We start from the raw sequence: 26,381 nt of genomic DNA, 5'->3' as shown, positions 1-26,381 counted from the left end.
CGCATGCAGCGGCGCCATGTTGTTGCTTGACTCCACGGACCCGTCCGTGGAGGTTCGCAACCTCGAAATCAGCCGCCGCAATGAACGACGCGACCACCAGCAACGACATCCGCCTTCGCGAAGGCTCCTCGATCGCGCAGCGGCTGGTCGTGGCCGGCTCTGCGGCGGCCGTTGCGCTCTGCTTCACGCCGGGCCTGTTCACGCACGATGCGCTGGAGATGATCATCTCCGTGGTCGCGTTGCTGGCGGGCGCTGCTTTCGTCGGCGTGGTCATGATGACGCCGGCGGTGGTGTGGATCATCACACCGGATGAGATCCTGATCGGACGGCAGCGTCCGTTCGGCAAGCTGCAGACACGAACGGTCCCGAAAGACGACATCCTCGGCTTGCAGGTTCCCGGCAGCAAGACCGCAAGAGCCCGCTTTCAGCTGGCCTTCACATTGGCCTCAGGCGAACGCCTGACCTCTCCGCCGCTCACCGACGTCACTCATGTGCGCGACACAGTGGCGCGGATCGCCGCGCAATTCGAGGTTCCCGACGTCGAGTCGCCCATCAACCCGCTCGATGCCAGCAATCCCGAGATGCGTCTTGGCGACCCCGTCGAGCCGTTTTCCCAAAGAGACATCCGGATCGCGGCCTTGATCGCCGTCGCGCTGAGTGCCGCACCCTATGCCTACAGGCTCTGGCGTGGCCTGCCACCCCAATGGATCGACTACACGCTGCTGCCGCTGGGCGTGATCGCCGCGTTCGGCGTCTACCGGTTCGCCAATCTCGTCACCGGCGCCTTCTGGATCGTCCGCGAGGGCGATATCCGCGTCGAGCGCCTGTGGGGCAACGGCACGCCGCGCGCCGATCATATCGAAGGGCACGATGTGAAAACGATCACGATCGAGCGCCGCGGGCGGTCCGAGGACGAGCATTGCATCGTCGCGATCCGCTTGCAGTCCGGACGGCGGTTTCGCAGCCCCCGGATCGGCTCCCGCAACGAGGCCCGCGCCGTGGGCGCCGAGATCGTCCGGCGGCTCCGGATCGGGGCGGAGGCCAATCAGATCTGATCCATTGACGAAGTTGACCTCGCCGCCAGCTCGGTCCTGAGCCTCTCCCGCTTGCTTGCGGGGGAGGGAGCGCACCACCGCAGCGGCAACAACCTATGCTTTTCGCGCCATCCCCTGTTTGTGGCATTGCCGGGCCCCGTCAAAAAACCAAAGCATTGTCGTGACATACCTGCCGGGCGTGCCTTTAACTTGCCACGAAGCTGCCCCTGAGTTCAGATGGTTCCTAACGATTTGCGCTGTGGCAGCGGGGAGAGCTTGAAATGACGGATTTTCGTCGCCTGACCGGGGCGGTTGTGGCTGCGATCGGCCTGATGCTGTCCGCGCCGCAAGCCTTCGCCCAGCAGCCCGACCGCGGCGACGAGCCCGGCCTGATCGCCGACGACAGCTACCAGCTCGATCCGGAATGGCAGAAGCAGGTCGTCTACTACCGCACGACCGAAGCACCGGGCACCATCATCATCTCGACCTCCGAGCGTCACCTCTATCTGGTCCAGCCCGGCGGACGCGCGATCCGCTACGGCATCGGCGTCGGCCGCGACGGCTTCCAGTGGCAGGGGCTGGTGAACATCACCAACAAGAAGGAATGGCCGGACTGGACGCCGCCGCCGGAGATGATCCAGCGCCAGCCCTATCTACCGCGCTTCATGGCCGGCGGCCCCGGCAACCCGCTCGGCGCCCGCGCCATGTATCTGGGCACCACGGTCTACCGCATCCACGGCACCAACCGGCCCGACACGATCGGCACCAAGGTGTCTTCGGGCTGCTTCCGTCTCGTCAACAACGACGTCGCCGATCTCTACGATCGCGTCCCTGTTGGCACCAAGGTGGTCATCCGGCAGAAGCCTGAACTGTAAGCCTGTCGTTTGAGCATGATCCGTTGGAATCCCCTTGGGATCATGCTCTACGCCCTGCCCCAAATTCAATTTCCCGATTTTTCGAGAGAGCAACATGATGCGCACATTTCGAGGCGGCCTGCTGATCGGGCTCGCGGTCGCCGTGCTGGTCGGCGCCTTGGCCATCACTTACGAATTCTATGATACCCGCACGCTGAAGCGCACGGTACGCCGCGGCGAAGTGCTGTGCGGCGTCAACAAGGGCCTGCCGGGGTTCTCGATCCCCGACGACAAGGGCAACTGGACCGGCTTCGACGTCGATTTCTGCCGCGCGGTGGCGGCGGCGATCTTCGACGATCCGAGCAAGGCCAAGTTCGTTCCGCTCGACGCCAGCGAGCGCTTCAAGGAATTGCAGAGCCGGAAAGTCGACATCCTCTCGCGCAACTCGACCTGGAGCATGGCGCGCGAGCTCGACTATGACCTCTATTTTCCGGCGGTTGCCTATTACGACGGCGCAGGCTTCATGCTGCCGCGGTCGCGCAACAAGGAGACCTCGCTGGACCTGACCGGCAGCAAGGTCTGCGTCCAGTCCGGCACCACCACGCTGCTCAACGTCGCCGACTACTTCCGGGCCAACAACATGAAGTATGAAGAGGTGAAGTTCGACAAGCTGGACGACGTGGTGAAGGCCTACGACAGCGGCAAGTGCGACACGCTCTCCGCCGACGTCTCCCAGCTTTATGCGCTGCGGCTGAACCTGTCGAAGCCAGGCGACCACATGATCCTGCCGGACATGATCTCCAAGGAGCCGCTCGCGCCGGTCGTGCGCCAGCGCGACGACGACTGGATGATGATCGTGAAGTGGACGCTCTACGCGATGATCAACGCCGAAGAGCTCGGCGTCACCTCGGAGAACATCGACGAGGCCCTGAAGTCCAAGAAGCCGGACGTGATGCGCCTGGTCGGCACCGAGGGCAATTACGGCGAGCAGCTCGGCCTCACCAAGGACTGGGCCGTGCGCATCATCCGCCGCGTCGGCAATTACGGCGAGATGTACGAGCGCAACATCGGCGAGAAGTCGCAGCTGAAGATCCCGCGCGGCATGAACCAGCTGTGGAACGCCGGTGGCGTGCAGTACGCACCGCCGATGCGGTAGGCGGCCTGTCTCTCCTGGGTCGTCCTGGCGAAGGCCGGGACGACGCCTGGTATTGAGGCGTCACGGTGTCCCCCTCAATACCCCCGCGCCCGCGCGAGTTGCTCGGTGTGGTAGTTCGCGTCGCCGAACAGCTCCTCGCAGACCCGCGCGCGCTTCATGAAGAAGCCGATGTCGAACTGGTCGGTCATGCCCATGCCGCCATGCATCTGCACGCCTTCCTGCACCGCGCGGGTGGCGGTGGTGCCGGCGCGCGCCTTTGCCACGGCGACGCTTGATGCGGCCTTGGCGACGTCGGCATCCAGCGCCTGCAGCGCCTTCATCGTGGCGGCGCGGGTGATCTCGATGTCGACATAGAGCTCGGCGGCGCGATGCTGCAGCGCCTGGAATTCGCCTATCAGCTTGCCGAACTGCTTTCTGTTCTTGAGATACTCGACGGTGCGGTTGAAGACCTCGTCGCTGAGGCCCACCATTTCGGCGGCCACCGCGCCGCGGCCGATGTCGAGCACGCCGTCGAGCAGCGCGGCGCCCTGATCGACCTCGCCGAGCACACTGTCGGCATTGACCTGGACGTTCGCAAACTCGATCCGCGCCGCATTGTGCGCGTCAACCATGATGGTGCGCTCGATCGATACGCCCTTGGCCGCAGGATTGACCAGGAACAGCGTCAGGCCGTCGCGCTCGCCGGCGGCGCCAGCGGTGCGCGCGGCGACGATGACGAGATCGGCGACGTGGCCGTCGACCACCAGTGCCTTGGCACCGGAAAGCTTGAAGCCGTTGCCGGCACGCACGGCCTGCAAATTGGTGTGGAGCGGACGATGCTTTGCGCCCTCGTCGATCGCGAGCGTCGCGAGCAGCGAGCCGTTGGAGACTTTCGGCAAGAACTCCGACTTCTGCGCGGCATTGCCGCCGCGGTTCAGGGCCGAGGCCGCGACCACGCTGGTGGCGAGGAAGGGCGACGGCATCAAGGTGCGGCCGATCTCCTCCATCACCACACCGGCCTCCATGAAGCCAAGGCCGCTGCCGCCGAATTCTTCCGGCACCAGCAGGCCGGCAAAACCCATCTCGGCAAAGGAGTGCCACAGCTCCTTGGAGAAGCCGGTGGGGTCCTTGCTGTCGCGCAAGTGCCGCAGATGCGACACCGGCGCCTTGTCGCTGATCAGCCCGCGCGCGGAGTCGCGGAGCATCGATTGTTCTTCAGTGAGGACGAGGGCCATGTGCTTGAGTCTCTAGCGTCTTGGAAATCTGTTGCTGTCATTCCGGGGCACGCGAAGCGTGAACCCGGAATCTCGAGGTTCCGGGTTCGCCGCTTCGCGACGCCCCGGAACGACGGTGGGGTTACGCCCCCGGCAAATCGAGGATGCGCTTGGCGACGATGCCGAGCATCACCTCGCTGGTGCCGCCCTCGATCGAGTTGGCCTTGGTGCGCAGCCAGGCGCGCGGACGAGCGCCCTGCTTCGAGCGTTCGCTTTCCCATTCCAGCGCATCGACGCCGCCGGCCGACATCAGGATTTCGTAGCGGCGCTTGTTGAGCTCGGTGCCGTAATATTTCATCGCGGATGAAAATGCCGGATGCGCCTGTCCCGCCTTGGCGAGATCGACCGCGCGCTCGGCGCAGGCGGCGAGCGCGGCTTCGTCGACATCGAATGTCGCGATCTGGCCGCGCAGCATGGAATCGTCGAGCTTGCCCAGCGCATCCGAGCCGACCGAATCCGCAGCGATCTGGCCGAGCGGACGGCCGACGCCGCGCTCACCCATGCCGGAGATCATCGCGCGCTCGTGCTGCAGCAGATATTTCGCGACGTCCCAGCCGCGATTGACGGTGCCGACCACATGCGACTTCGGCACGCGGACTCCGTCGAAGAAGGTTTCGCAGAACGGCGAGTAGCCGGAGATCAAGAGGATCGGCTTGGTCGTCACGCCCTTCGACGTCATATCGAACAGGATGAAGCTGATGCCGTCGTGCTTCTTCGCAGCCGAGTCGGTGCGCACGAGGCAGAAGATCCAGTCGGCATAGTTGGCGTAGGAGGTCCAGATCTTCGACCCCGTGATGACGAAATCGTCGCCGTCGCTCTCGGCGCGGGTCTGCAGCGAAGCGAGATCCGAGCCGGCGTTGGGCTCGGAATAGCCCTGACACCAGCGGATCAGGCCCGCCGCGATCTTCGGCAGGTGCTCTTTCTTCTGCGCCTCGTTGCCGTATTTCAGCAGCGCCGGGCCGAGCATCCAGATGCCGAAGCTCGACAGCGGCGGGCGCGCGCCCATCTTGGCCATTTCGGAGCGCAAGACCTTGTGCTCGGCGGCGCTGAGACCGCCGCCGCCGTATTCCTTCGGCCAGTCCGGCACGGTCCAGCCCTTGTCGCGCATGCGCTCGAACCAGATGCGCTGCGGCTCGGACGAGAATTTTGCGTTGCGACCGCCCCAGAACACGTCGGCATCCGACGTTGCGGGCTTGCGCATCTCCGGCGGGCAGTTGGCGTCCAGCCAGGCGCGCGCCTCGCTGCGGAATTGTTCGAGTTCGGCGGTCTCAGTCTCACTCATGGTCGTTTCCATCAATCACAATCGAGTTGTTGGGCGCGACTCTGGGCCATCGCACTGCGGAATTCAACCACTTCCGTGTCGTGTCATCCGCTATACTCGCCAGCGCGACGGTGCTTGAAAACAAAGAGGAAACGAGAATGCGCCTGAAACTTCTTTCGCCTGGCGAAATGAGCGAGAGCCAGCGGCAAACCTATGACGAGTCCATTGCCGGCAAGCGCGGCAAGCCGCCGGCGCCGATGATGGCCTGGCTCAACAGTCCCGACATGGCCCGTCACGCCACGCGGCTCGGCGAAGTGCTGCGCTATGACACGATTTTTCCGGCCAAGCTTTCGGAGATCGCAATCCTGGTGACGGCGCGGCACTGGACAGCGCATTACGAATGGTATGCGCATAAGCGCCTCGCGCTGGCGGGCGGCATGAAGGTGGAGATCATCGACGCGATCCGCGACCGCCGTACGCCCGATTTCGACGACCCCAAGGGAAAGATGATCTACGATCTCGCAAAATCGCTGCACGAGGGCCACGGCGTCGAGAAGGGTCTCTACGACGCGGCGGTGAAGCTGCTCAGCGAACGTGGTGTGGTCGAGGTGATCGGGCTGTGCGGCTATTACACGATGGTGTCGATGACGTTGAACACCTTTGAGTTCGAGCTGCCGGAGGGCGAGGTGGCGGAGCTGTCATAGTTTCGCATCGGGAAACGCTGGGTTTCGGGATCAGCCAGTGGCACTGTCCCGATGCCCGGATTAAGTGGGGTTCAGACACGGAGCAGCCACATGTCGCAAACATCACCCGTCGCCGCCGGCACCCGCATCGGCCATGTCCACCTCAAGGTCGCCGATCTCGATCGCGCGCTCGGCTTCTATTGCGGCGTGCTTGGTTTCGAGCTGATGCAGCGCATGGGTTCGGGGGCAGCCTTCGTCTCGGCCGGCGGCTATCATCACCACATCGGGCTCAACACCTGGGAGAGCAAGGGCGGCTCGCCGCCACCGCCAGGCACGACCGGACTGTTTCACACCGCCATCCTCTATCCGACCCGGGCGGCACTGGCGGACGCGCTGCACCGGGTGCTGACATCAGGCATTGCGCTGGACGGCGCCAGCGACCACGGCGTCAGCGAAGCCCTGTATTTGCGCGATCCCGATCAGAACGGCGTCGAGCTGTATTGGGACAAGCCGCGGGAGCAATGGCCATTCGGGCCGGATGGGAAGCTCGCGATGGTCACCAAGCGGCTGGACGTGGAGGCGCTGTTGAGGCAGCGCGAGACGTGAACTCCGCTCTCTCCTCCGTCATTGCGGGGAGCTCTTGCGACGAAGCAATCCAGATTGTTTCCGCGGAGGGATCCTGGATTGCTTCGCTCGCAATGACGGAATGCGTGGAAACGGCGTCGCATCTCTACGCAGCCTTCGTTCGCGGAGCGCCCCGCACCATGATCAGCGCTACGGCCACCACTTCCAGCGCGACGCAGAGATAGAATGGCAGCGTGTATCCGCCGGACCAATCGCGCAAGGCACCGACGACGCCGGGGCCGAACGCGTAGGTCACCTGGTTGATCGCGGTGTTCAAACTGATCAGCACGCCGAACGAGGCCGAATCGAACTCCTGCTGCACGATCAGCGACGGCAGCGTGATGAGATTGCCGACGGAGAAGCCGAACACGGCGCAGGCCGCGATCAGCACGTAATCATTGTGCAGATTGATGACGACGCACAGCGCCGCCGCCTGGCTCAGGAACGAGAGCGCCGACGCCAGCCGCTGGTTGAGGCGATCGATCACCATCGAGAACAGCACCCGGCCGACCACCGCCATTGCGGTGAGGACTGCGACCGCCACGGCGGCGCGCTCGCGGCCGATCACGGGATCGAGGAACGAGATCAGGTGCACGATGAAGCCGACCTGCGCGAACAGCACCAGCGCGAAGGCGATCGTCACCGCGAGAAAGCCGACATCGCGCAGCGCCCATGCGCGGATCTGCGCCGATGATTGCGGCCTTGCCTTCGCCGCCCCGTGCCAGCCATGGAGGTCCGGCGGCCGGCCGACGACAAGCAAAATCACCGGCACCAGCAGCACCAGCATGGCGCCCGCAGCCGCATACATCGCATTGGCAAAGCCGGCATGACCGATCAGCGTGACCAGCAAGGGCACGCCGACGATACCGCCAAAGCTGGCGCCGTTCAGCGCCAGGCTGATCGCCATGCCGCGCTTGTGGTCGAACCACAGGCTGATCGTGTTGGTGATCATGGCGAGGCTGGTGCCGGCCCAGCCGAAGGCGAGCACGGCATCCGCCAGATAAAGCTGCCAGGGCTCGCGCACCGCGCCGATCGCGACGCTAGCTGCCGCCATCGCCAGCGTGCCGGCGATCAGGCAGATTCGCGGGCCATATTTTCTGACGGCCTCGCCGACGAAGACGACCAGCAGCGCACCGAACAGATAGAAGAACGTTGTCCCGGAGGAGATCAGCGAGGCCGGCCAGCCCCGCGCGCGCTGCAGCTCGGCGACGTAGACGCTCTGGCCGTAGAAGCCGAGGCCCCAGCCGAAGGTTGCGAGCAGGAAGCAGACGGCGACAATGCGCCAGCCTTGGTAGTGGAGCGAGGATTCGTCGAGCGCTTGAGTCTGAGGATTGTCGAGCATGCTGCCTACTCCGTCATGCCCGGGCTTGTCCCGGGCATCCACGTTCTTTCTTCGACGTCCTAAGACGTGGATGGCCGGGACGAGCCCGGCCATGACGCATCATCTAATGAACCCTCATCCGAAAATCACTTCGACAGCGATCGAAGTATCAACGTTGCTGACAGCCTCCTGCCAATTCAGATCGCGCAGTCAGATCGCGTCCGGGAACTCGCCCATGGCCGCGTCGAGCCGCGCCTTGCGGCGGCGCGCCCAGGACGCGAATGAGAGCACGACGAGGCCGAGCACCACCGGCGGGAACACGACCAGGTTCACGGCGGACCAGCCATAATTGGCGAGCAGCTGACCGGAGGAGAATGAGCCGATCGCCATCATGCCGAACACCAGGAAATCGTTGAAGGCCTGCACCTTGTTGCGCTCCTGCGGGCGATGCGTCTCCAGCACCAGAGCGGAGGCGCCGATGAAGGAGAAATTCCAGCCGACGCCGAGCACGATCAACGTCGCCCAGAAATGCATCGCGGTTAGGCCCGAGAGCCCGATGCCGGCGGCGCTGGCCTCCAGCAGCAGCCCGGCAGCCACGATCTTCGGCGCGCCGAAGCGCGCGATCAGCGCGCCGGTGAAGAAGCTCGGGCCGTACATCGCGACGATGTGCCATTGGATGCCGAAATTGGAATCGGACACGCTCAGCCCGCACATCTTCATCGCGAGCGGCGCCGAGGTCATCACTAGATTCATCATCGGATAGGAGATGACGCCGCACAGTGCGGCTGCGATGAAGCGCGGCCGGGTCACGATGGTGAGAAGCGGCCTGCCGCCATGCAGATCAGCGGGCGCGGGCTTCGGCATGTCGACGCCGGCGACGATACCCATCGCGATCAGCGCGACGGCGGCCTGGACCAGGAAGCTGAACGCGAACAGATAAGGCGACCAGACATCCATGGTCCATTGCACGAGTTGCGGACCAAGCACGCCGGCGAACACGCCGCCCGCCATCACCCACGACACCGCCTTGGGCCGGTAGGCCGCGCTGGCGCCGTCGGCGGCTGCAAAGCGATAGGATTGCGCCACCGAGCCGTAGAGGCCGCCGAGGAAGGTCGCGATGCAGAACAGCGCGAACGAGCCGTGCAGGATCGCAAACGAGCCGAGCAGGCCGGTGAACGTGCCGCAGCCGGTGCCGATCACGAACGCCCAGCGGCGGCCGAAGCGGCGCGAGATCGCGCCGGTCGGCAGCGTGCCGGCGGCAAGGCCCACGACGTACATCGACAGCGGCACCGTCGCGAGCGACATGTCGGGCGCGAGCGTGGCGCCGACGATCGAGCCGGTGGCGAAGATCACCGCCGAGTTGGCGCCGGTCAGGGCCTGCGCAGCGGCAAGGCGCACCACATTGGCACGCGCGCGGGCGTCATCGGCGATCTCATGGGTCGAAGTCACGTCTAACATCGGCATTTCCGCCCAAGGCACTATTTATAGCGGGGGGTTGATTCCCGGCACTATGGAGGGGCCGAAAGGACCGGGCAACCGGCGCAAACGGGCGCAGGCCATGCCTCCGACGCAATCGAGCCGATGATACCGGCCCGCGCTCTTGACGGCTTGCGCTCGATCAAATCCTATCCGCCGCGATTTTTAGGAGTTTTTTTCATGTCCGTCGATGACAGGCCTACGGTCAGCGCTCCCGACGACGATCCCTGGCTTTGGCTGGAGGAGGTCGAAGGCGCCCGCGCGCTCGATTTCGTCGAGCGTCAGAACATCCTGACGCTGGACAAATTCGGCGGCCCGGCCTTCGAACGCGATCGCGACTTGCTCGCGGCGATCTACGATCGTCCGGACAACATTCCCTATGCGAGCCGAAGTGGCGGCCTGCTCTACAACACCTGGAAGGATGCGGACCATCCGCGGGGCCTGTGGCGGCGCACCACGCTCGACGAATTTCGCAAAGCTGAGCCGTCATGGGAAACCATCCTCGACATCGACGAGCTTGCGGCACGGGAAGGCGAAGACTGGCTGCTCAATTGGACGACCTCGCGGTCCAAATATTCGCGGGTCATCCTAAGCCTGTCGCGCGGCGGCAGCGATGCCGTGGTGTTGCGCGAATTCGACGGAGAGACGAAGAGCTTCGTGAGCGACGGCTTCGTCCTGCCGGAAGCGAAGGGCAGCGTCGATTGGCTCGATCCGGACACGCTTGTGCTCTCCAGCGCCTATGGCGAGGGCATGGCGACGACATCCGGCTACGCCAGAACGGTCCGGCTGTGGCGGCGCGGGCAGCCGATCGAACAGGCGGAAGTGATCTTCGAGACCACCGCCGACCGGATGCGCGTCTATTGCGGGGTCGACGACACCGGTGCGGCGCCGCGCGCCTGGATCATCGATCAGGTCGACTTCTTCAATTTTGCGATCTGGCTTCGTGATGCCACCGGCACGCTCACGCAACTCGACCTGCCGACCGACGTCTGGATGCAGGCACATCGCGACTGGTTCGCGATCAAGCTGCGAGAGGACTGGACCGTTGCCGGACGAACCTATGTGGCGGACAGCGTGCTCGGCATCTCGCTCTCGGCATTTCTCGCAGGCGATCGCGACTTCGCGATCCTGTTCGAGCCAGGCGCACGCCGCGCCCTCCAGGGATTTTCCTGGGCCGATGGCAAGCTGCTGCTGTCCATCCTCGACGAATTGCGGCCGGTGTTCGAGATCTGCACGCCGTCGCCGGCCGGCTGGAGCCGCGAGACGCTGCGTGGCCTTCCCGGGATCGGCGTGGTCGACGTCTGGCGCTTCGATCATTATGACTCCGAGAGCAATGGCGACCTGCTGGCCAATGTGCAGGACCCGCTCACGCCGCCCTCGCTGATGCTGATCGAGCGCGGCGTCGAAAGCCCGACGCTCCTGAAGCAGGCGCCGAAGACGTTCAACGCCGATGGCCTCATCGTCACGCAGCACGAGGCGATCTCGATCGACGGCGAGCGCATTCCCTATGTCCAGACCGGGCCCGCAGGCGAGACCGGCGATGCGCCGGTCTATATGAGCGCCTATGGCGGCTTCGGACTCGCCGTGAAGCCGCAGTACAATTCGTCGCTCGGCAAGCTTTGGCTGGAGCGCGGCGGCACGACGGTGCAGGCGAATCTGCGCGGCGGCGGCGAGTTCGGCACGCGCTGGCATGATGCCGGCCGCTACGCTGGCAAGAAATTATCGCACGATGATTTTGCCGCCGTCGCCACCGATCTCGTGCGCCGCGGCGTGACCAGGCCGAAGCGAATCGCCGCGCAGGGCGGATCGAATGGCGGCATCCTCATCACCAACATGCTGGTGCGTTACCCCGAACGGTTCGGCGCGCTGTTCTGCACCATCCCGCTGATCGACATGCGCCGCTACACGAAGCTGCTCGCAGGCGCGAGCTGGATTGCGGAGTATGGCGATCCCGACAAAATGGAGGAATGGGAGTGGCTGAAGACCTACTCCGCCTATCACAACGCCATACCCGGCCAGCCCTATCCACCGATCCTGATCGCCACGACGCGGCGCGACGACCGCGTCCATCCCGGTCACGCCCGCAAGATGGCCGCAAAGCTCCAGGCGATGGGCTACGAGGCCTGGTTCTACGAGCCGGCCGCCGGCGGGCATGGCTACGGCAAGGACAATAAGGAGCGCGCCGGCTTCCAGGTGCTGGGCTTTCAGTTCTTGAAGGAGAGGATCGGGTGGCGCGACGGCGAGGTGTGAGGGCGTCGCGCCTCACCCGCGCGCGAACACCAGCGTCAGATTGTTTGCGGGCATGCCGATCGTATCGACGAGGCTGAGGCCCGCACCGCGCGCCAGCGCCTCGACATCGCCGACATCGCGCACGCCCCATTCGGGATTGCCTTCGCGCAACGACGTATCGAACACGGCGTTGCTGAGCGCGGTGTGCTTGCCGTCGCGCTTGAACAGACCGTAGAGGAACAGCTCGCCGTCGGACCGCAGGTAACGGCTGGCGCCGGCAAACAGGCCCTCCGCCACGGCCCAGGGCGCAATGTGGATGACATTGGCGCAGAACACGGCTGCGAGATTGGTCGGCCCCTGTCCGCTCTTCATCTCCGGGCACCAGTCGGGATCGGCGAGATCGATCCGCAGGGGTGAGCGGATGTTCTTCAGGCCCGAATGCACCCGCCAGGCCTCGATGCTCTTCACGTGGCGCTGGTTGAGGTCGCTCGGCCACCAGACGAGATCGGGCGTGTGACCGGCGAAATGGACCACATGCTGGCCGGTTCCACTGCCGACCTCGACCACGTCGCCCGACCGCCCAATGAGGTGCTTAGCGAGCGCGCCCCAGAGCGGCTCGTGATTGCGATGGAAAGCAGGCGCATCGAGGCGGCCGTCAGGCTCGACTCTCCCGCCGTCCCTACCAAATTCAACGACATATTCAGCCAATCGATGTCCCCGGAAAACGAAAAAGCAGACGAAAACGCGAGCAAGGACCAAACGCCCCGAACAATTGCCGGTTAAACCCGGCTTGATGAACGACCTATCTCGTCAGTTGCAATGCGGCAGATATTAACGCCATTTTGCAGCCTGCATAGTCTTGATTGTCAGGGTGTGTCCTTTGTGCTTTGAGCACTATATTTCTGCGAACGAGACCCTCAACCTAACGCTTCGGAACGACGCCTTGACCGCCTTTCCTCGCAAGTCCGCCCTGCTGCTTTCGCTGGTCGTCCTCACCGGACTTGCCGCGCGCCCGGCATGGGCGCAATCGACCGTCACCGAAGGCCAAAAGCTCGCCTTCGACCGCGGCAAGGGCAATTGCCTGACCTGCCACGTCATCAAGGGCGGTGATTTGCCGGGCACGATCGGGCCCGAGCTGAAGGACCTCAAGGTCAAGTATCCCGATCGCAACGAGCTGGCCGCGATCCTGTTCGACGAGACCAAGCGCAACCCGCAGACCATGATGCCGCCGTTCGGCCGCAACCGGATTTTGACCGACCAGGAGATCAGCGCGATCGTTGATTTCCTGCAGACGCTGTAACGGTCGGCCCAGGAGATTTCAGATGACCACGCACACCAGCCCTCATCCGACGCGGCGCCTGATCCTTCAAGGCGCGGTCTCGGTCGCCCTGATCGGCCTCGGCAATCTGCCGTTTGCGCCCGCGCGCGCCGCGGCCAACGACAAATATCCGGAAGAAGCGTTCAAGCTGAAGAACGAAGCGGATGCGATCAAGGCGCTCTATGGCAGGACCGCCGAGCCGTCCGACAAGATCAAGCTCGATGCGCCCGAGATCGCCGAGAACGGCGGGGTCGTGCCGATCTCGGTCGCGACGACGCTCGACAAGGTCACCTCGATCTCGTTCTTCGTGGCCGAGAACCCGAACGCACTGGCGGCGTCCTACAAGTTTCCCGACGGCACGATTCCCGCTGTCGCCAACCGCCTGAAGATGGCGAAGACCAGCAGCGTGACTGCAATCGTGGAAGCCGACGGCAAGCTCTACAGCGCGACCAAGGAAGTGAAGGTCACCGTCGGCGGCTGCGGCGGTTAAGGAGGATCGGTCCGATGGCATCCAGCATTCGAGTACGCGCAACATCCAACGGCGACATCACCGAGGTGCAGACGTTGATCCAGCATCCCATGGATACCGGCCTCGTCAAGGACGCCAAGGGCGAGCTGATCCCAGCGCACTACATCCAGGAGCTGAAATTCGCATGTAACGGCAGGGACGTCTTCGTCGCCAACTGGGGCACCGCGGTTTCCAAGGATCCTTACCTCAAGTTCAGCTTCAAGGGCGCCAAGAAGGGCGACGATCTCAAGATCTCCTGGACCGACAACAAGGGTGCGTCCGACGAGACCACCGCGAAGATCGCGTGATGAAGGCCCGCACCTCCTGCCTGCTTGGCTCGTTGAGCGCTGCGCTCGTCGCGTTCGTGCTCGCGTCTCCGCGCGTGAGCGCAGCCGACAAGGTCGATCCCGTCGCTGACGCCAGGGCGTTCCAGAATTTCTTCTTCCAGAAATTTCCGAACGTGAAGCACGAGGATTTCGTCAACGGTCCTTATTCCCTGAACGAGGATATGAAGCGACAGTGGCAGGAGAAGGAGGAATTCCCGCCCTACGAGTTCGCGCTCGACGCCGGCAAGGAGATGTTTGCGACGCCGTTCAAGAACGGCAAGACCTATGCCGACTGCTTCCCGAATGGCGGCATCGGCGTCCGTCAGAACTATCCCTATTTCGACACCAAGGAAGGCAAGGTCGTTACGCTGGAGCTCGCGCTCAACCGCTGCCGCGAGGCCAATGGCGAAGCGCCCTACTCCTACGTCAAGGACGAGATGGCCTCGCTCACCGCCTACATGGCCTTCACGTCGCGCGGCAAGACGATGGACATCAGGATTCCCGATGACCCGCGCGCGCTCGAAGCGTTCGAGAACGGCAAGCGCTATTTCTACACCCGTCGCGGCCAGATGAATTTCTCCTGCGCGAGCTGCCACGTGCAGAGCCCGGGCGAACGCATCCGCGCCGAAATTCTGGCGCCAGCGCTCGGTATTTTGAACGCGATGCCGATCTACCGCTCCGAATGGAGCGGCATGGGCACCACCAGCCGGCGCTTCATCACCTGCAACAGCCAGACCCGCGCGGTTCCGCTGGAGCCTCAGTCGGACGAATATCGCGACGTCGAATATTTCCTGTCCTACGTCGCCAACGGCCTGCCGATATCGGGCCCGGGAGCGCGGCCATGAAGCGGTCACTTACCTTGGCCATGTTGCTTGCTCTGAGCTTCGCGCCGGCGGCGCGCGCGGCAACCGAGGCAGACTACAAGGCGGCCTATGCCGCTGCGGAGGCCGCCTCCAAGGAGGCAGCCGGCATGCGCAACCAATGGACCACGACCGTCTCGACGCTGGCGGCCGCCAAGAAGGCGGGCGATGGCGGCGATTTCGACCGCGCCGTGGCCGTAGCCAAGGAAGCCGAGGCGCTGGCGAAAGCCTCGATTGTCCAGGCAACCACTGAAAAAGAAGCCTGGAAGGCGATGGAAATCCGCTAGACTCGAACCCTGTGGAACTGCCGAGAACCGGCGCGGAGAATGTGTGATGGCGATCCGCCGCCGCGACTTTTTGAAGAGTACAACCGCTGTCGCCACCTCGCTCAGCCTGCCCCGGCTGGCGCGCGGCGCTGAAGCCGCCAGCATTTACGACATCGAACGCTTCGGCAATGCGCGGATCCTGCACACCACCGACACGCATGCGCAGCTCAACCCGGTCTATTTCCGCGAGCCCAGCATCAATATAGGCATCGGCGAGATGGCGGGACGGCCGCCGCATCTGGTCGGTCGCGCCTTCCTGGAGCGCTTCGGCATCCGGCCCGATAGCGCCGATGCCTACGCTTTCACCTGTGTCGAGTTCGAAAAATCCGCCGGACGCTTCGGCAAGCTCGGCGGCTTCGCCCATCTGAAGACACTGATCGACCGCCTGCGCAGTGATGTCGGCGAGAAGCACGCCATGCTGGTCGACGGCGGCGATCTCTGGCAGGGCACGGGCCTTGCCAACATCATGCAGGGCCGCGACATGGTGGAGGTCGCCAATCTGCTCGGCATCGAGGCGATGACCGGGCATTGGGAATTCACTTATGGCGAGCAGGCGCTCCGCGACAATCTCGAGCACTTCAAGGGCGAGTTTCTGGCGCAGAACGTCTTCCTGACCGAGGAAGCGGCGTTCAACGACGCGCCCGCCTTCGACAAGGCGACAGGGCGCGTATTCAAGCCATCGATCATCAAGGAGCTCGCCGGCCATCGCGTCGCGATCATTGGCCAGGCCTTCCCTTACGTGCCGATCGCGCACCCCAAGCGGTTCACGCCGAACTGGACCTTCGGCATCCGCGAGGAAGAGTTGCAAAAGCATGTCGACGCATTGCGCGGCAAAGACAAGGTCGATGCGGTGATCCTGCTGTCGCACAACGGCATGGATGTGGACCTCAAGCTCGCAAGCCGCGTCACCGGCATCGACGTCGTTCTCGGCGGCCACACCCATGATGCCGTGCCGCAGCCCATCCCGGTGAAGAACGCCGCCGGCACGACGCTCGTCACCAACGCCGGCTCCAACGGGAAATTTCTGGCCGTGCTCGATCTGGCGCTCGACAAGGGCAAGGTCGGCGACATCAGATACCATCTGCTGCCGGTCTATTCGGAACTGCTGAAGCCCGATCCTGCGATGGCCGAGCTGATCGGAAAGCTGCGCGCACCGCACGTGACGGACTGGTCGGAGAAGATCGCAACGCCCGATCGCCTATTTTATCGCCGCGACAATTTCGCAGGCCCCATCGACGAGCTGATCTGCACCGCGCTGCGAACCGAGCTCAACGCCGAGATCGCGCTGTCGCCCGGCTTCCGCTGGGGTGTCACCACCTTGTCGGGCCAGCCGCTGACCATGGAGGATGTGCTCGCGGAAACCGCGATCACCTATCCCGAGACCTATGTGCAGGAAATGACCGGTTCGCAGATCAAGGACGTGCTGGAAGACGTCTGCGACAATCTCTTCAATGCAGATCCGTATTACCAGCAAGGCGGCGACATGGTACGCGCCGGCGGACTCAGCTACGCCTGCAGCCCCACCAACGCGATCGGCAGCCGCATCTCCGAGCTCAAGCTCGACAATGGCAAGGCGCTGAGCGCCAACCGACATTACAAGGTTGCGGGCTGGGCCTCGGTCAACGACCAGCAGGGCGCTGCGGTGTGGGATGTCGTGGCCAAATATCTGCGCTCGGGCCGGATGCTTCAGGAGCGGCTCGGCACCGGCGTCACCCTGAAAGGCGTCGACGGCAATCCGGGCATCGCAGGATAGGAATGATGCGGTTCAAGATTTTTCGCGCGATGCTGTTGGCGCTGCTCGCCTGGGCGGCGATGCCGCTCGCTGTTGCGCAGCAGGTGCCGCTCCAGGACAAGCCGTTCGCCGAACACAAGATCGTGCTCCAGCTCTCCGATGGCGATGTGAAGAAGCAGGCGCTGGTGCTCAGCGTCGCCAACAATCTCCTGAAGGCCTACGACCCCGACAAGATTGCGGTCGAGGTCGTCGCCTTCGGTCCCGGCATCGATCTGCTGCTGTCAGGCAGTGAGCGCCGCATGCAGGTCGAGAGCCTGATCGCGCAGGGCGTGCGCTTCGATATCTGCCTCAACACCGTCGACACGATCGAGCGGGAGACGGGCAAGCGGCCGGAGTTCATCCCGGCCGCGACGCCGGTGCAGGTGGGGGTCGGGCAGATCCTGTTTCTGGCGGAGAACGGGTACACGGTGGTGAGGCCGTAGGTCTTGGCCACACCCTCCGCTGTCGTCCCGGCGAAGGCCGGGGCCCACCGCGTGACCTCTCGTCCGCCGCAGTCGGCGTACCGAACGACGTGATCTTCGTCAAACTACTCCCTGGGGTAATGGGTCCCCCGGCCTTCGCCGGGACGACACCATTTTTTTGGAGATCCACTTGAGGTCTCAAGCCGCAATAAAAATCTTCTAAATTTTCTTATTTCAGCAGCACATTACTTCTCTTTCCGGCTTCCCGCGTAGTAGAATCCTCGGCATCAGTTCACGCCGGGTCCTGCCATGATCTTTCGCCAGCTCTTCGACAGCGTTTCGGGCACCTACAGCTATCTCCTCGCCAGCCGCCCCGGCGGCGAGGCGCTGATCCTTGATCCTGTGCTGGAGAAGGTCGACCGCTACTGCCAGCTGCTGCGCGAGCTCGACCTCAAGCTGGTCAAGGCCGTCGACACCCATCTGCATGCCGACCATGTCACCGGCCTCGGCGAGTTGCGCGACCGCACCCATTGCATGACCGTGATGGGCGACCAGACCAAGGCCGACGTGGTGGCGATGCGTGTCGCCGACGGTGACAAGGTGACGATCGAGGGCCTGTCGCTCGACGTGATGTACACGCCGGGCCACACCGACGATTCCTACTCCTATCTGATGGGCGACCGCGTCTTCACTGGTGACACGCTGCTCATCCGCGGCACCGGCCGCACGGATTTCCAGAACGGTTCATCGCGCGCGCAGTACGATTCGATCTTCAACCGCCTGCTCAAGCTGCCCGATGAGACGATGGTCTTTCCGGCGCACGACTACAAGGGCGACACCGTTTCCACCATCGGCGAGGAGAAGCGATACAATCCGCGGCTCCAGGTGCGCTCGGTCGACGAATATATCGAGCTGATGGCGAACTTGAAGCTGCCCAATCCGAAGATGATGGACGTGGCGGTGCCGGCCAACATGCATGTCGGCCTGCATCAGGAAGAGCTGGAGAAAGAGGGCCGAGCGCTCAGCGCGGTCGAGGCGATCCGCTCGCTCGGACGGCCCGACATGCTGCTTGTCGACTTGCGCGAAACCAATGAGCGGATGAAGCACGGCATGCTCGAAGGCGCGCTGCACACGCCCTATCCGAGCGTCGAGGAGGGCCTCAAGCCCGGCGGCATGCTGCGCGAGGTCGCCGCCGCCACGGGGCGCCGCATCGTCTTCTTCTGCGCCTTCGGCGAACGCTCGGCGATGGCTGTTGCCGCCGCCAAGGAGGCCGGGCTCACCAACACCGCCCACATCGCCGGCGGCATCGATGCCTGGAAGAAGGCCGGCGGGCCGGTGGTGCAGGGCTGACGACATCCTCGCGGGTCTTGAGATAGGTCAGACGCCGCATAGATTTCGTGATTAGAAGCGGATGACGCATCACCATCCGGGATCAGCCATGGCCAAGATCGGAAACAAGACTGCCAAGCCGAGCGAACCGCCGAAGACCGTGGACGACAAGGCCAAGAAGCCCGAGCCGCCGCGCGACACCGACGACGATTACGAAGACGGCGACATCGCCACCCCGAAGCGCGATCGCTATGGGACCGATGACGAGCCGTTGTGAGGGTGAGACGTGTGTTTTGACTACGCGCCGGCGCGACACGCTCCGCCGTCGTCCTGGCGAAAGCCAGGACCCATTACCCCAATGCGCAGTTTGGCGAAGACACCCAGTTCGGTAATGCGATCGATCCCAATCGAGAGATCGTGCGGTGGGTCCTGGCGAACGCCAGGACGACGATGGGGATGCAGCTTGTCTTCACCACTCCGGCCTTGGCCAGGACGACGGGACTGAGCCCCACCCGCACTACCTGCCATGCGCCTGCGTTCATGGACAAATAACCGCTGTGCCCGATAGTTTGCGCCTCTCTTAGGACGCAAACGGAACTGCAATGGTCGACGTTCTCGCCGCACCGCAACAAGGCAAGGCGGACAGCGCGCTACGCACGCTGACGGGAATTTCGATTGCGCATTGGGTCAGCCATTTCCATCTGCTGGTCCTGCCGATGCTGTTTCCGTTTCTCAAGGGGCAGCTTGGCGTCGGCTATGTCGAGCTCGGCTTCGCGCTGACCGTGTCGGCCGTCGTCTCCGGGCTGACGCAGGCGCCGACCGGCTATCTCGTCGACCATTTTGGCGCGCGCAAGATCCTGCTCGGCGGACTGACCCTCGGCGGACTGGCGCTGATCATGCTCGGCCTGCATTTGAGCTACGCCTCGCTGATCGCTTGCGCCGTGCTGCTCGGGCTCGCCAACAGCGTCTATCATCCCGCCGATTACGCGATCCTCGCCGCGCACATGGACGAGGCGCGGATGGGCCGCGCTTTCTCGGTCCACACCTTTGCCGGCTATTTTGGTGGCGCCGTTGCGCCGGCGATCGTCGCCGCCCTGATCACGGTGTCCGGAGGCGTCGGCGCACTGCTCGCAGCGGGCGCGATCGGCGCGCTGGTGGCGCTGCTGCTGGTGGTGATGAACATTCCCGATGCCGGCGCGCACAAGACCAAGCCAGGCGCCGCGAATGCGCCGAAGCAGGCCGTCATCACGCCCGCGCTGATCACGCTGACCGCGCTGTTCATGCTGCTGAGCCTGTCGGTTGCCGGCATCAACAATTTCGGCGTGGTCGCGCTGATGAGCGGCTACGGCGCAAGCTATTCCGTCGCCAATGTCGCGCTGACGGCATGCCTTGGCTGCGGCGCCGTGGGCGTGCTCGCGGGCGGCTTCCTCGCCGACCACACCGAACGCCACGGCTACGTCGCCGCGGCCTGTTTTGCCGCCAATGCGGCCATCGTTCTCCTGATCGCGCTGGTCACGCTGCCCGGATGGGCGCTGACCGCCACAATGGCAGCCGCGGGCTTCCTCTCCGGCGTGATCGCACCATCGCGGGACATGCTGGTGCGCAACGCGGCGCCTCCCGGTGCCGCGGGCCGCGCCTTCGGCATCGTCTCCACCGGCTTCAATCTCGGCGGCATCGTCTCACCGCTGCTGTTCGGCTGGATCATGGACCAGAACGCGCCGCATTGGGTGTTCGGCGCCTCCGTGATCTTCATGGTCGCAACCGTGGTGCTGTCACCGTTCACGGAGCGGAAGACGCAAGCCAAGGCGTAGCTACAAATTCGGTGTCGTCCCGGCGAAGGCCGGGACCCATATGCCGCAGCAATCGCTTTGCGAAGACTTACCAAACCGCTTTCTGCTACGCGCGCCCCGGGATGACAATTGCGGTTGGGCCTGGTTGCGCCGCCGCTTAGGTCGGCGAGACGGCGCCCTTCAGCCCGGTTTCCCGCGGAGCGGCACCGCGCGTCAGGCGGGCCTTTTCCGTGTTCGGCCAGAGCAGCAGCAGGCCGATAACGCCGGAGCCGACCAACACCACTGCGTTGATGGTGAAGCCGGTCATGTAGCCGTCGAGCATGCTGCCGGCGCGCTGGATCACGGTGCCCATCACATTCGGTGCGATGATGCCCGAGAGCGTGTAGAGCGCGCCGTAGATCGCGAGGATGGCGCCGCGCTGCGAGGCCGGCGTGAATTCGCCGAGCATCGGCGGGCAGACGACATAAATCGCGCTGCAAAGCCCAGGGCCGACCACGAGCATCACGATTTTCAGCCCCACACCCGGGACGTACGGCATCGCCGCCAGGATCAGGCCGCCGATGATCAGCGGCACTGAGCCCAGCACGCCACGCGAGATGCGCGTGGTGTAGCCGCGCGCCATCATCACCTGCGAGATCCAGCCGGTCAGAATCACCATGGTGGCGCCGAACACCCAGGGGAGGATCGAGATCCAGCCGGCATCGCTCTGCGAGAAACCAAGCCCCGTGACGATGAAGGACGTGAACCAGGTGAGTCCGAGCGACAGCGCCCAATAGGCGCCGAAGGTCGCGGCCACGCAGCCGAGGAATGTGCGCGAGGTGAGAAGTTGGAGGTAGGGAATTTTCGCCTCATTGGCCGCGAGGGCCTGGGTGTCCTCGAGCGGGCCTTCCTTGCCGAGCGCGAGCCAGGCGTAGACCCAGATCAGGCCGACCACGCCGAGCGCGCCGAAGGCGTAGTGCCAGGAATGATTGACGATGACCCAGTTCAGCGCCGGCACGGCGAGGATGACGCCGAAGGCCGAGCCCTGCAACAGGATGGCGGTCGGCAGCGTGCGCTTCTCGTCGGGGAACCATTTGTAGATCGCGTGCGTCGCGACAGAAGCCGCCGGACCTTCACCGGCACCAAGCACGATGCGGCAAATCAGGAGCGTGGTGAAAGAGACAGTGCCGACCATCGGAAACTGCGCCAGCGCCCAGATCACCGCCAGCGTCAGCAGCACCCAGCGCGTCGGCACCTTGTTGACGATGAAGCCGACCACGATGGCCGAGACCGAGAACAGGATGAAGAACGAGGAGCCGAGCACGCCGAATTGCGCGGGCTCGAGCTTCAGATCGGTCATGATCGGCACGCCGGCGAGGCCGACGACGATCTTGTCGGCGAAGTTCACGACCATGAAGAGAAACAGGAGAAAAGTGACGGTCCAGGCACCCTTCGGCGTTGCGCCCGTCCCTTGGGACACCCCTGCCGTCCTGCCCGCCGCATTGGGCGTTCCCTGAGCGCTCATCATTCTCCCCGCATATTCTTTGTTCGGCACTTTTGATTTGGCCGTCTTCGGAGCTAACAACGGCTTGAACGGCAACGCAACCCCGGCATTTCCGCAGCAAGTGTGCTACGCAGCATTGTGTTAATTCCGTCCGGCGCACTGATCTTGCTGAGCATCCGAAACCTCTCAAAGACCTTCTCCTCGGCCGGCGAGCCGGTCCATGTGTTGCGTGGCGTCGACCTCGACCTCAGGGCCGGCGAACGCGTCGCGCTGACCGGCGAATCCGGCAGCGGCAAGAGCACGCTGCTGCACCTGATCGCGGGGTTGGATGCCGCCGATGGCGGCACGATCCGCCTGCAGGACACGGAGGTCACGGAGCTGCCGGATTCGGGCCGTGCCGCGTTGCGCCGCGACCGGATCGGCCTGGTATTCCAGCAGTTCAACCTGATCCCGAGTCTCTCGATCGCAGACAACCTCGCCTTTCAGGCGCGGATCGCCGGCCGGCATGATGCGGCCTGGACCAAGGAGCTGGTCGAACGGCTCGGGCTCAGCGGCCTGCTCAAGCGTTATCCGGAGCAATTGTCGGGCGGCCAGCAGCAGCGGGTCGCGATCGGCCGTGCCCTGGCAACCAAGCCGTCGCTGCTGCTCGCGGACGAGCCGACCGGCAATCTCGATGAAGCCACCGCCGACGACGTGCTGGCGCTGACGCGCGATCTCGTGGCGCGCACCGGCTGCGGCTTCCTGATGGTGACGCACAGCCTGCATCTGGCCGGCACACTCGATCGTCACATCGTGCTGCATGCGGGGCGGATCGCATGAGACGCGCGCTGTGGGTGCTGGCCGTACTGCTCAGCCATTGGCGGCGGCACAGGATGCAGTTTGCGACGCTTCTGATCGGGCTGATCGCGGCGACCGCGCTGTGGAGCGGCGTGCAGGCGATCAATCAGCAGGCCCGCAGCGCCTATGACCGCGCGGCGGCGACGTTCGGCGGGGTGCGCACGGCGACACTGGTCGCACCCAATGCAGCGACCTTCCCACAAGACCTTTTCATAAAACTCCGCCGCGCAGGCTGGCCGGTCTCGCCGATGCTGGAGGGCCGGGTTCAGATCAACGGACGATCGATGCGGCTGCTCGGCATCGAGCCGGTGACGCTGCCTGCCGATGTCGGCAATGCGCCGCGCCTCGGCGCTGCGGACTTGAGCAGTTTCGTCGCCGCCCCCGGCCAGACGCTGGTCGCGCGGGAGACGCTGAACGATCTGCACGAGGGCGAAGGTGCTGCGCCGTCGACCAGCAGCGGCGCAAAACTGCCGCCGCTGCGCGTGCAGCCGCAACTCGTGCCCGACGTGCTGGTGGTGGATATCGGCGTGGCGCAGCGGCTCCTCAACAAGCCGGATCAGATCTCGCGACTGCTGATCGGCAAGGCCAAGGGCAAGCCCGCGCCGTTGCAGAGCGTTGTCGGCGACCAGTTGCAGCAGGTCGAGCCGACCGCCGAGACCGAGCTGGAGCGGCTGACCGACAGCTTCCATCTCAACCTCACCGCGTTCGGCCTGCTGTCGTTCTTCGTCGGCCTCTTCATCGTCAATTCCGCCGTCGGCCTCGCCTTCGAGCAGCGGCTGCCGATGCTGCGGACCTTGCGCGCCTGCGGCGCTTCGGCGCGGCTGGTGAATAGCGTGCTGGTGGTCGAGCTGGTGGCGCTGGCGCTGGTCGCGGGCCTGATCGGGCTGGTTTGCGGTTATGTCATCGCGGCGGCGCTGCTGCCTGATGTGGCGGCGTCACTGCGCGGGCTTTATAGCGCGCAGATTCCAGGGCAGCTCACACTGCAACCTCAGTGGTGGCTCGCCGGCATCGGCATCAGCGTTGCCGGCGCCATCTTGGCGGCCGCGACCAGCCTGATCAAGGCGATCAGGATGCCCGTGCTGGCGACGGCGCAGCCGCGCGCCTGGCAGCAGCGGCAGCGCCGCTGGCTCGTCCTGCAAAGCCTCGCTGCCTGCGCCGTGCTCGCGGTTGCGCTGCTGTTGCTTCATTACGGACAATCGCTGATCACAGGGTTTGGCGTACTGGCGGCGCTGATGCTCGGTGCAGCGCTGATCCTGCCAGCCTTCCTCGAGATTCTCCTGGTCGCAGGCCAGCGTCTGGCGCGCGGGCCGCTGGCGCTGTGGTTCTGGGCGGACAGCCGGCAGCAGCTCTCCGGCTTGTCGCTGGCGCTGATGGCGCTGCTGCTCGCACTCGCGGTCAATGTCGGCGTCTCGACCATGGTGGAAACGTTCAGCCGGACCTTTGTCGGCTGGCTCGACGGGCGGCTGGCCGCCGACGTCTACATCAGCGCCGCCGACAATGCGCAAGGCACCGCGATCCGCAACTGGTTGAAGGACCGCAGCGAGGTGCAGGCGATCCTGTCGGGCGGACGCGCGGAGACGCAGGTAGCGGGCCAGCCGGTGGAGTTGCTCGGCCTGCCCGATCACGCGCTCTACCGTGAACGCTGGCCACTGCTGGAGACAGCGCCGCGCGCCTGGACCCAGCTCGTGCCCGGCAATGCCGCCTTCATCAGCGAGCAGCTCAGCCGCCGCCTCAATATCCGTGTCGGCGACGTCATCGCGGTGCCGGCACCGGGCGGGACCTGGGAGCTCGACATCGTCGGCATCTATGCCGACTACGGCAACCCCAAAGGCCAGCTCGCCGTCAATGTCGCGGCGCTGATCCGGCAGTTTCCGCAGACGCCGCAGACCCGGATCGGGCTTATTGTTCCACGGGATCACATTCCCGGCCTGATCGCAGCCTTGCAAAAGCAGTTCGCGCTCGACGACCGCGGCGTGGCCGACCAGGCCACCGTGAAGGCGGAATCGATCCGCATCTTCAATCGCACCTTTGCGGTGACGTCGGCGCTGAACGCCTTCACGCTCGGCGTCGCCGGCATCGCACTCCTGACCAGCCTCTTGACGCTGGCGAACTCGCGGCTGCCGCAACTCGCGCCGCTCTGGGCGATCGGCATCACGCGACCCCGCCTTGCGGCGATCGAGCTGACCAAGACGCTAGCGGTTGCGCTGTTCACATCGCTGCTGGCCGTACCGCTCGGGCTGTTGGTCGCGTGGTGCCTGATCGCGATCGTCAACGTGAAGGCGTTCGGCTGGCGGCTGCCGTTCCACGTCTTTCCGCTGCAACTGGTCGAGCTGGTCGCGGTCGCGCTGGTCGCCTCGCTGCTGGCCGCGCTGCTGCCGGTGTTGCGGCTGGCGCGGATGCAGCCGGCGAGCCTCGTCAAGGTGTTTGCCAATGAGCGCTGACGGACTCTCGCGGCGTGCCTTCGTCGGCGGCATCGGCGCACTCGCGGCAGCCCGCCGCGCCGGCGCGCAAGGCTATGCCGGACTCGGCGAGACCGCCGACGGCTTTGCGAAGGTCACACCCGGAAAGGCCTTCACCTTTCCCGCCGATCATGGGCCGCATCCGGAGTTTCGCATCGAGTGGTGGTACCTGACGGCGAACCTCGTCGACAGCGGCGGTGTGGCGTGCGGGCTGCAATGGACGCTGTTTCGCCAGGCCGCGAGGCCGGGGCCGCAAGCGGAAGGCTGGGCCAATCAGCAGATCTGGATGGCGCATGCCGCGGTGACGCGCGCCGACACGCACCGCTTCAACGAGCTGTTTTCGCGCGGCGGTATCGGCCAGGCCGGCGTCGAGGCCAAGCCGTTCGCGGCCTGGATCGACAATTGGGAGATGAAGGGTGCCGAGCGCACCGACGATCGTACCCTGTCGCCGGTGACGCTGACAGCCTCCGGCACGGATTTCAGCTACGCGCTGACGCTTGAAGCGGATCGCCCGGTGGTCTTGCAGGGCGACGGCGGTTACAGCCGCAAATCCGACCGTGGCCAAGCGTCGTACTATTACAGCCAGCCATTCTACCGCGCGCGCGGCACGCTCACCATCGACGACAAGCCGGTCGAGGTCTCAGGCCAGGCCTGGATGGACAGGGAATGGAGCAGCCAGCCGCTCGATACCGACCAGACCGGCTGGGACTGGCTGTCGCTGCATCTTTCATCCGGCGACAAGCTGATGCTGTACCGGCTGCGCCAGAAAGACGGCAGGGATTATCCGTTCGGCAATTGGATCAGCGCCAATGGCGACACGCAGATGATTGCGGGTGGCGACATCCAAATGAGTCCGAAGGCGACCGCCGAGGTTGCGGGCCGCAAGCTGCCGGTGGAATGGCAGATCGCAATCCCCTCGCGCTCGTTCTCGATTCTCTGCAAGCCGCTCAATCCCAGGGCCTGGATGGGGGCCGGCTTCTCTTACTGGGAGGGGCCGATCAGCTTTGCCGGCACACATGACGGCGTTGGCTATCTCGAGCTGACCGGCTATTGAGCTGCAT

Annotated in this window: 25 protein-coding genes; 19 read left to right on the top strand and 6 right to left on the bottom strand. The window is 64.7% G+C overall.

Annotated elements, in window-relative coordinates; genetic code table 11:
* Positions 1 to 80: 80 nt before the first annotated feature.
* The 3 genes from JQ587_RS03090 to JQ587_RS03080 all read left to right on the top strand — a co-directional run bounded on the left by JQ587_RS03090 (position 81) and on the right by JQ587_RS03080 (position 3,044).
* A complete protein-coding gene (locus JQ587_RS03090) occupies positions 81 to 1,055 on the top strand; it encodes a hypothetical protein (RefSeq protein ID WP_212424377.1) in 975 nt (324 codons plus the stop codon).
* 260 nt (positions 1,056 to 1,315) lie between these two features.
* Entirely contained in the window at positions 1,316 to 1,909 is a 594-nt protein-coding gene (locus JQ587_RS03085) for a L,D-transpeptidase (RefSeq protein ID WP_212303366.1), read from the top strand.
* 97 nt (positions 1,910 to 2,006) lie between these two features.
* Positions 2,007 to 3,044, top strand: a complete 1,038-nt coding sequence (locus tag JQ587_RS03080) for an amino acid ABC transporter substrate-binding protein (RefSeq protein WP_212303415.1) — start codon at positions 2,007 to 2,009, stop codon at positions 3,042 to 3,044.
* 74 nt (positions 3,045 to 3,118) lie between these two features.
* On the opposite strand, the gene JQ587_RS03075 is transcribed toward JQ587_RS03080, so the two are convergent.
* Positions 3,119 to 4,258, bottom strand: coding sequence for an acyl-CoA dehydrogenase family protein (locus tag JQ587_RS03075; protein ID WP_212424376.1), 1,140 nt, complete (start codon positions 4,256 to 4,258; stop codon positions 3,119 to 3,121).
* A 121-nt stretch (positions 4,259 to 4,379) separates the two neighbouring features.
* Positions 4,380 to 5,579 (bottom strand): acyl-CoA dehydrogenase family protein, encoded by a 1,200-nt coding sequence (locus JQ587_RS03070; protein ID WP_212303364.1) that lies wholly within the window; start codon positions 5,577 to 5,579, stop codon positions 4,380 to 4,382.
* A 137-nt stretch (positions 5,580 to 5,716) separates the two neighbouring features.
* Between JQ587_RS03070 and JQ587_RS03065 the strand changes: the two genes are divergently transcribed.
* Entirely contained in the window at positions 5,717 to 6,262 is a 546-nt protein-coding gene (locus JQ587_RS03065; protein ID WP_212303363.1) for a carboxymuconolactone decarboxylase family protein, read from the top strand.
* Positions 6,263 to 6,352: 90 nt separating this feature from the next.
* The gene (locus JQ587_RS03060; RefSeq protein ID WP_212303362.1) at positions 6,353 to 6,847 is read left to right on the top strand and encodes a VOC family protein; all 495 of its coding nucleotides are present in this window, start codon (positions 6,353 to 6,355) and stop codon (positions 6,845 to 6,847) included.
* Between the two features lie 124 nt (positions 6,848 to 6,971).
* Here the strand turns inward: JQ587_RS03060 and JQ587_RS03055 are convergent, their stop codons facing one another.
* Together JQ587_RS03055 and JQ587_RS03050 are read right to left on the bottom strand one after the other, a co-directional pair.
* Positions 6,972 to 8,207: an MFS transporter gene (locus JQ587_RS03055; RefSeq protein WP_212303361.1), complete on the bottom strand. Its 1,236-nt coding sequence runs from the start codon at positions 8,205 to 8,207 to the stop codon at positions 6,972 to 6,974.
* A gap of 189 nt (positions 8,208 to 8,396) precedes the next feature.
* Positions 8,397 to 9,644: an MFS transporter gene (locus JQ587_RS03050; protein ID WP_212303360.1), complete on the bottom strand. Its 1,248-nt coding sequence runs from the start codon at positions 9,642 to 9,644 to the stop codon at positions 8,397 to 8,399.
* Between the two features lie 198 nt (positions 9,645 to 9,842).
* Here JQ587_RS03050 and JQ587_RS03045 point away from each other — a divergent pair, with 198 nt between their 5' ends.
* Positions 9,843 to 11,912 carry a prolyl oligopeptidase family serine peptidase gene (locus JQ587_RS03045; RefSeq protein WP_212424375.1) on the top strand — a complete coding sequence of 690 codons (2,070 nt, stop codon included), beginning with the start codon at positions 9,843 to 9,845 and terminating at the stop codon, positions 11,910 to 11,912.
* A 12-nt stretch (positions 11,913 to 11,924) separates the two neighbouring features.
* Here JQ587_RS03045 and JQ587_RS03040 read toward each other — a convergent pair whose 3' ends face one another.
* A complete protein-coding gene (locus JQ587_RS03040; RefSeq protein ID WP_212424374.1) occupies positions 11,925 to 12,599 on the bottom strand; it encodes a DUF938 domain-containing protein in 675 nt (224 codons plus the stop codon).
* Between the two features lie 235 nt (positions 12,600 to 12,834).
* On the opposite strand from JQ587_RS03040, the gene soxX reads away from it, so the two are divergent.
* The 10 genes from soxX (at position 12,835) to JQ587_RS02990 (ending at position 20,562) form a co-directional block, all read left to right on the top strand.
* On the top strand, positions 12,835 to 13,191 hold the full coding sequence (gene soxX / locus JQ587_RS03035) for a sulfur oxidation c-type cytochrome SoxX (protein WP_212303357.1): 357 nt from the start codon (positions 12,835 to 12,837) through the stop codon (positions 13,189 to 13,191).
* Positions 13,192 to 13,213: 22 nt separating this feature from the next.
* Positions 13,214 to 13,699, top strand: coding sequence for a thiosulfate oxidation carrier protein SoxY (gene soxY / locus JQ587_RS03030; RefSeq protein ID WP_212303356.1), 486 nt, complete (start codon positions 13,214 to 13,216; stop codon positions 13,697 to 13,699).
* Between the two features lie 14 nt (positions 13,700 to 13,713).
* Entirely contained in the window at positions 13,714 to 14,025 is a 312-nt protein-coding gene (gene soxZ / locus JQ587_RS03025) for a thiosulfate oxidation carrier complex protein SoxZ (RefSeq protein ID WP_212303355.1), read from the top strand.
* The gene (soxA, locus tag JQ587_RS03020) at positions 14,025 to 14,888 is read left to right on the top strand and encodes a sulfur oxidation c-type cytochrome SoxA (protein ID WP_212424373.1); all 864 of its coding nucleotides are present in this window, start codon (positions 14,025 to 14,027) and stop codon (positions 14,886 to 14,888) included. Before soxZ ends, soxA begins: the two co-directional genes overlap by 1 nt.
* On the top strand, positions 14,885 to 15,190 hold the full coding sequence (locus JQ587_RS03015) for a hypothetical protein (RefSeq protein ID WP_212303353.1): 306 nt from the start codon (positions 14,885 to 14,887) through the stop codon (positions 15,188 to 15,190). Before soxA ends, JQ587_RS03015 begins: the two co-directional genes overlap by 4 nt.
* Positions 15,191 to 15,236: 46 nt before the next feature.
* A complete protein-coding gene (soxB, locus tag JQ587_RS03010; protein ID WP_212424372.1) occupies positions 15,237 to 16,982 on the top strand; it encodes a thiosulfohydrolase SoxB in 1,746 nt (581 codons plus the stop codon).
* A 2-nt stretch (positions 16,983 to 16,984) separates the two neighbouring features.
* Positions 16,985 to 17,443, top strand: coding sequence for a DsrE family protein (locus JQ587_RS03005; protein ID WP_212303351.1), 459 nt, complete (start codon positions 16,985 to 16,987; stop codon positions 17,441 to 17,443).
* A gap of 288 nt (positions 17,444 to 17,731) precedes the next feature.
* Positions 17,732 to 18,772 (top strand): MBL fold metallo-hydrolase, encoded by a 1,041-nt coding sequence (locus JQ587_RS03000; protein ID WP_212303350.1) that lies wholly within the window; start codon positions 17,732 to 17,734, stop codon positions 18,770 to 18,772.
* An 88-nt stretch (positions 18,773 to 18,860) separates the two neighbouring features.
* A complete protein-coding gene (locus JQ587_RS02995; protein ID WP_212303349.1) occupies positions 18,861 to 19,028 on the top strand; it encodes a hypothetical protein in 168 nt (55 codons plus the stop codon).
* A gap of 325 nt (positions 19,029 to 19,353) precedes the next feature.
* The gene (locus JQ587_RS02990) at positions 19,354 to 20,562 is read left to right on the top strand and encodes an MFS transporter (RefSeq protein ID WP_212303348.1); all 1,209 of its coding nucleotides are present in this window, start codon (positions 19,354 to 19,356) and stop codon (positions 20,560 to 20,562) included.
* 136 nt (positions 20,563 to 20,698) lie between these two features.
* Here JQ587_RS02990 and JQ587_RS02985 read toward each other — a convergent pair whose 3' ends face one another.
* Positions 20,699 to 22,045, bottom strand: coding sequence for an MFS transporter (locus tag JQ587_RS02985; protein ID WP_212424433.1), 1,347 nt, complete (start codon positions 22,043 to 22,045; stop codon positions 20,699 to 20,701).
* A 144-nt stretch (positions 22,046 to 22,189) separates the two neighbouring features.
* Here JQ587_RS02985 and JQ587_RS02980 point away from each other — a divergent pair, with 144 nt between their 5' ends.
* Genes JQ587_RS02980 through JQ587_RS02970 form a run of 3 tightly spaced genes read left to right on the top strand, consistent with a single transcriptional unit; the run spans position 22,190 to position 26,374 of the window.
* Positions 22,190 to 22,843 carry an ABC transporter ATP-binding protein gene (locus JQ587_RS02980; protein ID WP_212303347.1) on the top strand — a complete coding sequence of 218 codons (654 nt, stop codon included), beginning with the start codon at positions 22,190 to 22,192 and terminating at the stop codon, positions 22,841 to 22,843.
* Positions 22,840 to 25,302, top strand: coding sequence for an ABC transporter permease (locus JQ587_RS02975; protein ID WP_212424371.1), 2,463 nt, complete (start codon positions 22,840 to 22,842; stop codon positions 25,300 to 25,302). The genes JQ587_RS02980 and JQ587_RS02975 overlap by 4 nt, the downstream gene beginning before the upstream one ends.
* Entirely contained in the window at positions 25,292 to 26,374 is a 1,083-nt protein-coding gene (locus JQ587_RS02970; protein WP_212424370.1) for a lipocalin-like domain-containing protein, read from the top strand. Before JQ587_RS02975 ends, JQ587_RS02970 begins: the two co-directional genes overlap by 11 nt.
* The last annotated feature ends 7 nt before the right edge of the window (positions 26,375 to 26,381 follow it).

Origin of the sequence: Bradyrhizobium manausense, assembly GCF_018130615.1 — a bacterium.
GTDB classification, from domain to species: domain Bacteria; phylum Pseudomonadota; class Alphaproteobacteria; order Rhizobiales; family Xanthobacteraceae; genus Bradyrhizobium; species Bradyrhizobium manausense_A.
The sequence above is the reverse complement of the archived record's forward strand: the minus strand, read 5'-3'. Positions and strand labels throughout refer to the sequence as shown.

What these genes read in the sequence shown, in the direction of transcription:
- JQ587_RS02975 (WP_212424371.1), top strand. Translation starts at nt 22,840, where the DNA reads ATGAGACGCGCGCTGTGGGTGCTGGCCGTACTGCTCAGCCATTGGCGG.
- JQ587_RS03000 (WP_212303350.1), top strand. Translation starts at nt 17,732, where the DNA reads ATGATCTTTCGCCAGCTCTTCGACAGCGTTTCGGGCACCTACAGCTAT.
- JQ587_RS03055 (WP_212303361.1), bottom strand. Translation starts at nt 8,207, where the DNA reads ATGCTCGACAATCCTCAGACTCAAGCGCTCGACGAATCCTCGCTCCAC.
- JQ587_RS02990 (WP_212303348.1), top strand. Translation starts at nt 19,354, where the DNA reads ATGGTCGACGTTCTCGCCGCACCGCAACAAGGCAAGGCGGACAGCGCG.
- JQ587_RS02985 (WP_212424433.1), bottom strand. Translation starts at nt 22,045, where the DNA reads ATGAGCGCTCAGGGAACGCCCAATGCGGCGGGCAGGACGGCAGGGGTG.
- JQ587_RS03050 (WP_212303360.1), bottom strand. Translation starts at nt 9,644, where the DNA reads ATGTTAGACGTGACTTCGACCCATGAGATCGCCGATGACGCCCGCGCG.
- JQ587_RS03085 (WP_212303366.1), top strand. Translation starts at nt 1,316, where the DNA reads ATGACGGATTTTCGTCGCCTGACCGGGGCGGTTGTGGCTGCGATCGGC.
- JQ587_RS03080 (WP_212303415.1), top strand. Translation starts at nt 2,007, where the DNA reads ATGCGCACATTTCGAGGCGGCCTGCTGATCGGGCTCGCGGTCGCCGTG.
- JQ587_RS02995 (WP_212303349.1), top strand. Translation starts at nt 18,861, where the DNA reads ATGGCCAAGATCGGAAACAAGACTGCCAAGCCGAGCGAACCGCCGAAG.
- JQ587_RS03015 (WP_212303353.1), top strand. Translation starts at nt 14,885, where the DNA reads ATGAAGCGGTCACTTACCTTGGCCATGTTGCTTGCTCTGAGCTTCGCG.
- soxZ (WP_212303355.1), top strand. Translation starts at nt 13,714, where the DNA reads ATGGCATCCAGCATTCGAGTACGCGCAACATCCAACGGCGACATCACC.
- JQ587_RS03005 (WP_212303351.1), top strand. Translation starts at nt 16,985, where the DNA reads ATGATGCGGTTCAAGATTTTTCGCGCGATGCTGTTGGCGCTGCTCGCC.
- JQ587_RS03060 (WP_212303362.1), top strand. Translation starts at nt 6,353, where the DNA reads ATGTCGCAAACATCACCCGTCGCCGCCGGCACCCGCATCGGCCATGTC.
- soxA (WP_212424373.1), top strand. Translation starts at nt 14,025, where the DNA reads ATGAAGGCCCGCACCTCCTGCCTGCTTGGCTCGTTGAGCGCTGCGCTC.
- JQ587_RS03075 (WP_212424376.1), bottom strand. Translation starts at nt 4,258, where the DNA reads ATGGCCCTCGTCCTCACTGAAGAACAATCGATGCTCCGCGACTCCGCG.
- JQ587_RS03090 (WP_212424377.1), top strand. Translation starts at nt 81, where the DNA reads ATGAACGACGCGACCACCAGCAACGACATCCGCCTTCGCGAAGGCTCC.
- soxB (WP_212424372.1), top strand. Translation starts at nt 15,237, where the DNA reads ATGGCGATCCGCCGCCGCGACTTTTTGAAGAGTACAACCGCTGTCGCC.
- soxY (WP_212303356.1), top strand. Translation starts at nt 13,214, where the DNA reads ATGACCACGCACACCAGCCCTCATCCGACGCGGCGCCTGATCCTTCAA.
- JQ587_RS03045 (WP_212424375.1), top strand. Translation starts at nt 9,843, where the DNA reads ATGTCCGTCGATGACAGGCCTACGGTCAGCGCTCCCGACGACGATCCC.
- JQ587_RS02970 (WP_212424370.1), top strand. Translation starts at nt 25,292, where the DNA reads ATGAGCGCTGACGGACTCTCGCGGCGTGCCTTCGTCGGCGGCATCGGC.
- JQ587_RS03070 (WP_212303364.1), bottom strand. Translation starts at nt 5,579, where the DNA reads ATGAGTGAGACTGAGACCGCCGAACTCGAACAATTCCGCAGCGAGGCG.
- JQ587_RS03065 (WP_212303363.1), top strand. Translation starts at nt 5,717, where the DNA reads ATGCGCCTGAAACTTCTTTCGCCTGGCGAAATGAGCGAGAGCCAGCGG.